We start from the raw sequence: 7,826 nt of genomic DNA, 5'->3' as shown, positions 1-7,826 counted from the left end.
AACTACATCCGTGTAAGTCTGGCGTGGTGTCAGTCGACTAGGACGACGACTCGGCGCGACGGTTCCACGCCCTCGCTCTCGCTACGGACTCCGTCGACCGCCGCTACCGCGTCGTGAACGATCTTGCGCTCGAAGGGCGTCATCGGAGCGAGTTCTTCGCGCTCGCCACTTTCAAGTACCTTCCTGGCCACCTTGTCGCCCAACGCCGCCAACTCTTCGCGGCGGCGCCGCCGCCAGCTCGCGATGTCGAGCATCAGCCGGCTGCGCACCCCGGTCTTCTGATGCACCGCCAACCGGGTCAATTCCTGCAGAGCGTCGAGCACCTCGCCCTTGCGCCCCACCAACTTATTCAGATCGTCGCTGCCGTCGATGCTTACTATCGCGCGGCTCCCCTCGACGTCCAAGTCGATGTCGCCGTCGAAGTCCAGTAGGTCCAGCAGCTCTTCCAAGTAGTCGCCGGCGATCTCTCCCTCGGCCACCAACCGCTCCTCACTGTCGCCGTCGGTGTCGGTATCGCTCGTCGCGGCGTCGTCTGGAGCGTCTGCCCGCATCTCTTCCAGCGCCTCTTCCGCCGGCGCTTCGTCTGTGTCGTATCCCGTTGTGTCCGCGTCCGTCATGCCTTCTTGTTTCCTTCCCGTCGCCCAGGCCCTCGCCCGGCTAAGTCTGCGAACCGACGTCCGTTGCGACACCGGGCCTATTCGCCGTGTCCGGCCCCGGGCCGTCGCATCGGTTCGGCCCGTTCAGCGTTTGCGCTTTTTCGGCTTCGCTCCCGGCCGTGGCGTACGGCCGGGCGTGATGCTGTTGCCCACCGTCGCATCGGTCGACGGTTCCGTCGCCGACCTGTCGCCGTCGGATCCGTCGGCAGGGGCCGCCGATCCGTTGCCGCCTCCTGGTGCATTCTTCGGCGGTCGCTTCGGCTTGGCGCCCGGCACCGGCGCGTTGGCGGCCCGGCGTTCCAGCGCTTCGCGCTTCTTCGCGTCATCCTCTTTTTCGATCATCCCGAAGACGACGTGCTGCTGGCAGAAGGTCCAGATGTTGTTGGAGAACCAGTAGAAGATGATCGCCAATGGCAAGAACGGTCCACCGACCACAACGCCGAGCGGAAACACATACAGCGCCAGCTTGTTCATCATCGCGGTCTGCGGGTTGGCCGCCGCCTCGGCGCTCTGCCTCGCCACCGACGCTCGGCTGTTGAAGTAGGTTGCGATGCCCGCCAGGATCATCACCGGTGCGCCGACGGCGATCACGGCCGGCCGGCTGAACTCGGCGAAGGCAGCGAGGCTGGCTCCCCGCTGTGTCATCGTGGCGCCCAGCGGTGCGCCAAATAGGTTGGCGTCCAAGAAATGTCCGACATCCGCGGCGGTGAAGACATAGTTGCCAAGCGCGCGGTTGTGTTCGGGCGAAAGCCCCAACTGTCCGATACCGGTGGACGTCCGGTTGAAGCACCGCAGTACGTGGTAGAGCCCGAGAAACACCGGGAGCTGGGCCAGCATCGGCAAGCAGCCCAGGATGGGGTTGAATCCGTGTTCGCGCTGCAGCTTCTGCATTTCCAGCGCCATCCGTTGACGGTCCTTGCCGTACTTCTTTTGCAGCGCCTTGATCTGCGGTTGCAACTCCTGCATCTGGCGGGTGGTGCGGATCTGGCGGACGAACGGGTGGTACAAAAGTGCCCGCAGCGTGAACACCAGGAACATCACCGAGAGCGTCCAGGCGAAAAAGCTCGTGGGTCCCAGCAGGAAGGCGAACGCCTTGTACCAGACCCACATGATCGCCGAGACCGGGTAATAGAAGTAGTCCAGGCTGAACGGATCAAACGACATAATCACTCTTCTCTAGCGTCGCTGGGTTATCCCAGGCCTGTCCTATATCGGCCCGTTTGCCCTGGCGCTCCGGAATCGGATCCCATCCTCCCCGATGCCACGGGCCGCACTTGGCCAGCCGGATGGCTGCCAGCCCAGTCCCCCGCACCAACCCATACTCGGTCAGCGCGTCTACGGCGTACTGGCTACAGGTTGGGGTGAACCGGCACGTCGGCAGCCGCAGGGGCGACACCATGTGGCGGTACAGCTGGATCGCGAAAATCAACCCGCGCACCACCGCCATTTCGGCGCCGCGCAGCAGGTGCCGCACCCTTGACGTTATGTCATTCACCGGCGCGCTCCCGTCGCCTCGATGCGGCGTAAGCCGGCGCGTAGTTCTTCTTCTAGCCGGGCGGAACCGAGGTTACGGCTGCTCGGCAGTGCGCGGATCACGACGTGCTCAGACAGCTGTAGCCCTTCGACTACCCGGCGAGCGACGTGGCGTAACCGCCGGGCCAATTGGTGCCGCTGCACCGCCGAGCCCACCGAACGCGCCACGATCAGTCCGACCTTCGGCGGCTCAGCTGCCGTGTTTCCCGGTCGGGCATAGATCACGAGGTCTGGCTGCACGGCACGAGTTCCGTGCTTCACCGTGGCATCGAAATCGGTCGACCGCGTCATACGGTTCCGCCCGGAAAGCACCGCTGTTACACCGGAATTCGAATCAGGCAGTCAGCGAGCGGCGGCCCTTGCGGCGCCGGCTTGACACGATCGCACGCCCCGCCCGGGTGCGCATGCGCAGCCGGAAGCCGTGTACGCGGGCTCGCCGCCGGTTGTTCGGCTGGAACGTCCGCTTGCCCTTTGCCACGACTCTCTCCTCGTTGCATCTGGCATCGTGATCCGGCCCGGTGACCACACCGGTGGAACACGATTGCCCTCACGAAGCCTCGGCAGGCTCTGTGTCTCGCTGGTAGCCGGCGCGGGCACCGCGCATATCGTGCGGATCGCAGCCGTATCGCCGACTTTCGGGCGACTAGACGAGGGTACTGACGCGCGTTCGCCGGGTCAAACCTGGCCATCTTGGCGGCCAACCTGACCGCGAAATTTAACTAACGTCACACCCGCCACCGCGGCCCGCGAACAATTGTATGAAAGCTCCTGCCAATGTTGCGGAACGGTTGGCGTGGACGACGAAAACTGTTAGCTTCGGACCGGTGTAGTTCCAAGCCGTACCGACCCGGAACGGCGCCCGACAACGAAGCGAGGATGGCGGATCGGCTTCTTGGCCAGATGACCCACGCTGGCTATCTCGAGCACCGATCTCGCGTGCCGTCGGCGGCTATTTGCGGCGCGACGGCGGCTGTCCTGTCCACACTTGTGGATAACCATGTGGACAGTTCGTGGTCGCAACTAGTGCCGATACGTCGACGTCAAGCCAGGGGGAGCCGTCGTTGACCGAGGACCCCGGATCAAGCTTCTCCACAGTCTGGAGTGCGGTCGTCTCCGAACTCAACGGCGAGATTTCCCCCGACGCGGCCGAGCCCAACGGCGAACCGTACGTCGCTGCACTGACACCGCAGCAACGCGCTTGGCTGAACCTCGTGCAACCGCTGCAAATCGTCGAGGGGTTTGCTCTGCTCTCGGTACCCAGCAGCTTCGTGCAAAACGAGATCGAACGTCATCTGCGCACGCAGATCACCGAGGCGCTGAGCCGCCGGCTCGGCCAACAAATCGAACTCGGCGTCCGCATCGCCGCGCTGGCCGGCGAAGAATCCGATGAGACTGCCGGCCTCATTCCCGACGAGTGGGCCGACGAAGTCGACGAAGACCGCGAAGCTTTGGCGAGTGCACACCAAAACTGGCCCACTTACTTCACCGAGCGGCCGCACAACGCCGATCCCGACGCGGCCGGCGGCACCAGCCTGAACCGGCGCTACACCTTTGACACCTTCGTGATCGGCGCCTCGAACCGGTTCGCCCACGCTGCCGCGCTTGCGATCGCAGAAGCTCCCGCCCGGGCTTACAACCCACTGTTCATCTGGGGCGAGTCCGGCCTTGGTAAAACGCACCTCCTGCATGCCGCCGGCAACTACGCCCAACGCCTATTTCCGGGTATGCGGGTCAAATATGTCTCTACCGAAGAATTCACCAACGACTTCATCAACTCGCTGCGCGACGACCGCAAAGTCGCCTTCAAACGCAGTTACCGCGATGTCGACGTGCTGCTCGTCGATGACATTCAGTTCATCGAAGGTAAAGAAGGCATCCAAGAAGAGTTCTTCCACACTTTCAATACGCTGCACAACGCCAACAAACAGATCGTCATCTCCTCCGACCGGCCACCCAAGCAACTCGCCACCTTGGAAGACCGGCTGCGGACCCGGTTCGAGTGGGGATTGATCACCGATGTGCAGCCACCGGAGCTGGAAACCCGCATCGCGATTCTGCGTAAGAAAGCACAGATGGAACGGCTCGCGGTTCCCGATGATGTGCTCGAACTGATCGCCAGCAGCATCGAACGCAACATTCGTGAGCTCGAGGGTGCGCTCATTCGGGTGACCGCGTTCGCGTCGTTGAACAAGACCCCGATCGATAAGGCCCTGGCGGAGATCGTGCTTCGTGATCTCATTGCCGACGCAAGCACCATGCAGATCAGCGCGGCGACCATCATGGCCGCCACCGCTGAATACTTCGATACCACTGTCGAAGAACTACGCGGCCCCGGTAAGACCCGGGCGCTGGCCCAGTCCCGCCAGATCGCGATGTACCTGTGCCGCGAACTTACCGACCTGTCGCTGCCGAAGATCGGCCAAGCATTCGGCCGCGACCACACCACCGTCATGTACGCCCAGCGCAAAATCCTCTCCGAAATGGCCGAGCGACGCGAAGTCTTCGATCACGTCAAGGAACTCACCACCCGGATTCGGCAGCGGTCCAAGCGTTAAGCGCCGGCCGTAAGCCGTTTCATCCAAAAAACTTTGGGCACGGCTACCCCATGTGTCACAGCTCCGGCTGTGCATACGCCTGTGCGCAACCTGCTTACGCTCGAGCCCGGACATCCCCGCCGGGTGCACAGCCGCGGCCCATCCCCAACCACTACACACAAACCCCACAACCACGATGCCGTCATCCACAACCCGGCCGGCACGGCCCAGCAGCGCAGACATTGAGCTGTCCCCAACATGCACAGTCCCTAATACTGTTACTGAGATATCTCCGTAGTTTCTTCTTGGAAAAGACGGTTGGGGACGGGCTGTTCCACATCCTCGCGTCAGCGCAAGACAACCCCGAGTGTCATTGATTCCGATTAGCTTTCAAGATGGCGCTCGAAGCTCTACGGTGGTGGTTCGACTGCCGTTCGGGTCGTCGAATCTGGTTACGGGCACTGGCGTAGATCAGCGGAGAAATCGCACTCCACCGGGGGTGGAGCCGCTGGAGTTGGCAGTGTTGTTCGGGGGTGCTTGGGGTGACTGAAGGGACGCAATGGACGTGGCGACGACCACAGTCGGTGTGACCGACTTGAAGTTTCGCTTGGTGCGCGAAGACTTCGCTGATGCGGTGGCGTGGGTGGCTCGGACGCTGCCCAACAGGCCTACGGTGCCGGTGCTCGCTGGGGTGCTGTTGACCGGCTCGGACGACGGGTTGACGATTTCTGGATTCGACTATGAAGTTTCCGCCGAAGTACGGCTGGCAGCTGAAATAGCTTCTCCGGGAACAGTTTTGGTGTCGGGCCGGCTGTTGTCCGATATCACCCGTGCGTTGCCCGACAAGCCCGTGGACGTCCAGGTGGAAGGCACCAGGGTTTCCCTGACCTGCGGGAGCGCGAGGTTTTCGTTGCCGACGATGGCCGTCGAGGATTACCCGACGCTGCCGGCATTGCCTGAGGAGACCGGGGCTTTGTCGGCAGAGCTGTTCGCCGAAGCGATCAGTCAGGTGGCCGTTGCGGCCGGCCGCGACGACACGTTGCCGATGCTGACGGGGATTCGAGTCGAGATTTCTGGTCAGTCGGTAGTGATGGCCGCTACCGATCGGTTCCGGCTGGCGGTGCGGGAGCTGACGTGGTCGGCGGCCGGCCCCGATGTGGAAGCGGCGGTGTTGGTGCCGGCGAAGACGTTGGCTGAGGCGGCTAAGACCGGTACCGACGGCGCCGAGGTGCACTTGTCATTGGGATCGGGATCCGCGGTGGGCAAGGACGGATTGCTGGGTATCAGCGGGAACGGCAAACGCAGCACCACTCGGTTGCTGGATGCCGAGTTCCCGAAGTTTCGACAGCTGTTGCCAACCGAACACACCGCGGTGGCCAGCATCGGGGTGGCTGAGTTGACCGAGGCGATCAAACGTGTCGCACTGGTCGCTGATCGTGGTGCGCAGGTTCGGATGGAGTTCTCCGGCGATGTGTTGCGCCTGTCGGCTGGTGCCGACGATGTCGGCCGGGCCGAGGAGGATGTGGCGGTCGATTTCGCCGGAGAGCCACTCACAATCGCCTTCAACCCGACATATCTGACCGACGGACTCGGGTCGTTGCATTCTGAGCGGGTGTCATTCGGCTTCACTACCCCTAGTCGCCCGGCGGTGCTGCGGCCGGCCGGCGACGACGATCCACAGACAGGCGACAGCGGACCGTTCCCCGCGGTTTCGACCGACTACGTCTACCTGTTGATGCCGGTCCGCCTTCCTGGTTAGCGGTTAGGTGTTCGTTCGCCATCTGGGCTTACGGGATTTCCGGTCGTGGGAACAGGCCGAGCTTGACTTGACGCCGGGTCGGACGGTGTTCGTCGGGCCCAACGGTTACGGTAAGACCAATCTTGTTGAAGCACTGTGGTACTCGGCTACCCTGGGCTCCCATCGGGTCGCCACGGACGCGCCGCTGGTGCGGGCCGGCGCATCGCGGGCAGTGGTGTCGACGATCGTGGTGAATGACGGCCGCGAGTGTGCTGTGGATTTGGAGATCGCGTCCGGGCGGGCTAACAAAGCCCGGTTGAATCGATCGCCGGTGCGTAGCGCCCGCGAGGTGATCGGGGTACTCCGGGCGGTGTTGTTCGCTCCGGAAGACCTGGCGTTGGTCCGCGGAGATCCGGCGGATCGACGGCGCTACCTCGATGACCTGGCGGCCGTGCGCCGACCGCGGGTGGCGGCCGTGCGGGCCGACTATGACAAAGTTCTGCGCCAGCGCACCGCATTGCTGAAGTCCGCGGCCGGTGCGCGGTTTCGCGGTGACCGCGGCGCCCTTGACACCCTTGATGTCTGGGACGGCCATTTGGCTGCGCACGGCGCGGAATTGATGGCCGCCCGGATCGAGTTGGTGAACGAGTTGGCGCCCGAAGTACAGAAGAGCTATCAACGGTTGGCACCAGCATCGCGGCCGGCGGCAATCGGTTATCGCGCCAGCGTCGACGTGCAGCCCGATCACCCGGACACCGAAGAATTACGGGCGGCGCTGCTGGCGCAGATGGCAGAGCGCCGAGCCGCCGAATTGGAGCGCGGCGTGTGCCTGGTTGGCCCGCACCGCGACGACCTTGAACTACGCCTGGGCGAGCAACTCGCGAAAGGCTTTGCCAGCCATGGTGAATCGTGGTCGATGGCATTGGCGCTGCGGTTGGCGGCCTACGAGCTGCTGCGCGCAGACGGCGGCGAGCCGGTCTTACTGCTCGATGATGTGTTCGCCGAACTCGACGCGTCCCGCCGAGAAGCGCTGGCCGCGGCCGCGGCTTCGGCGGAGCAGGTCCTTGTGACGGCCGCGGTCCTCGATGATGTTCCTCGCGATTGGGACGCCAAGCGAGTGAACATCGCGCTGCATGACGGCGACAACGGACCGGTCTCGGCGGTGCGGGATGAGTGACTCCACCGACGACGCAGCAGGCCCGCCGGAGCGGTTGAGTGGGTTACCCGGAATGGACCTGGTGAGGCGGGCTCTGGAAGAGGCTCGCGGCGCAGCCCGCACCCAAGGCAAAGACGTCGGGCGCGGGCGACGGCTGCCACCGACCCGCCGGGTCGCCGGGACCGGAAGCCGGCGCCGCTGGTCTGGTC

At 63.9% G+C, this 7,826-nt stretch carries 8 protein-coding genes and 1 pseudogene; 4 read left to right on the top strand and 5 right to left on the bottom strand.

The annotated features are described in order from the left end of the window. Positions 1–29: 29 nt before the first annotated feature. The 5 genes from WB785_RS14585 to rpmH form a co-directional block, all read right to left on the bottom strand. On the bottom strand, positions 30–617 hold the full coding sequence (locus WB785_RS14585; RefSeq protein ID WP_424080041.1) for a protein jag: 588 nt from the start codon (positions 615–617) through the stop codon (positions 30–32). Positions 618–740: 123 nt separating this feature from the next. Next, positions 741–1,820: a membrane protein insertase YidC gene (gene yidC / locus WB785_RS14580; RefSeq protein ID WP_424080040.1), complete on the bottom strand. Its 1,080-nt coding sequence runs from the start codon at positions 1,818–1,820 to the stop codon at positions 741–743. Then, positions 1,810–2,103 (bottom strand): membrane protein insertion efficiency factor YidD, encoded by a 294-nt coding sequence (yidD, locus tag WB785_RS14575; RefSeq protein WP_424080043.1) that lies wholly within the window; start codon positions 2,101–2,103, stop codon positions 1,810–1,812. The genes yidC and yidD overlap by 11 nt, the downstream gene beginning before the upstream one ends. 44 nt (positions 2,104–2,147) lie before the next feature. Beyond that, on the bottom strand, positions 2,148–2,501 hold the full coding sequence (gene rnpA / locus WB785_RS14570) for a ribonuclease P protein component (RefSeq protein ID WP_424080039.1): 354 nt from the start codon (positions 2,499–2,501) through the stop codon (positions 2,148–2,150). 22 nt (positions 2,502–2,523) lie between these two features. Next, on the bottom strand, positions 2,524–2,667 hold the full coding sequence (gene rpmH / locus WB785_RS14565) for a 50S ribosomal protein L34 (RefSeq protein ID WP_081968348.1): 144 nt from the start codon (positions 2,665–2,667) through the stop codon (positions 2,524–2,526). Positions 2,668–3,250: 583 nt separating this feature from the next. On the opposite strand from rpmH, the gene dnaA reads away from it, so the two are divergent. The 4 genes and pseudogenes from dnaA to WB785_RS14545 form a co-directional block, all read left to right on the top strand. Next, positions 3,251–4,744 (top strand): chromosomal replication initiator protein DnaA, encoded by a 1,494-nt coding sequence (gene dnaA / locus WB785_RS14560; RefSeq protein WP_424080042.1) that lies wholly within the window; start codon positions 3,251–3,253, stop codon positions 4,742–4,744. A gap of 538 nt (positions 4,745–5,282) precedes the next feature. Next, positions 5,283–6,482, top strand: coding sequence for a DNA polymerase III subunit beta (dnaN, locus tag WB785_RS14555; protein ID WP_424080038.1), 1,200 nt, complete (start codon positions 5,283–5,285; stop codon positions 6,480–6,482). 7 nt (positions 6,483–6,489) lie between these two features. Next, positions 6,490–7,638, top strand: a complete 1,149-nt coding sequence (gene recF, locus WB785_RS14550; protein ID WP_424080037.1) for a DNA replication/repair protein RecF — start codon at positions 6,490–6,492, stop codon at positions 7,636–7,638. Beyond that, a pseudogene (locus tag WB785_RS14545) lies at positions 7,631–7,826 on the top strand (hypothetical protein); the annotation flags it as partial. The gene recF and the pseudogene WB785_RS14545, both read left to right, overlap by 8 nt.

The organism is Mycobacterium sp. (assembly GCF_049585075.1).
Lineage (GTDB): Bacteria > Actinomycetota > Actinomycetes > Mycobacteriales > Mycobacteriaceae > Mycobacterium.
This window is presented reverse-complemented; position numbering and strand designations above follow the sequence as displayed.

Coding starts and splice junctions, on each gene's coding strand:
- dnaN (WP_424080038.1), top strand. CDS start 5,283: ATGGACGTGGCGACGACCACAGTCGGTGTGACCGACTTGAAGTTTCGC.
- yidC (WP_424080040.1), bottom strand. CDS start 1,820: ATGTCGTTTGATCCGTTCAGCCTGGACTACTTCTATTACCCGGTCTCG.
- WB785_RS14585 (WP_424080041.1), bottom strand. CDS start 617: ATGACGGACGCGGACACAACGGGATACGACACAGACGAAGCGCCGGCG.
- yidD (WP_424080043.1), bottom strand. CDS start 2,103: ATGGCGGTGGTGCGCGGGTTGATTTTCGCGATCCAGCTGTACCGCCAC.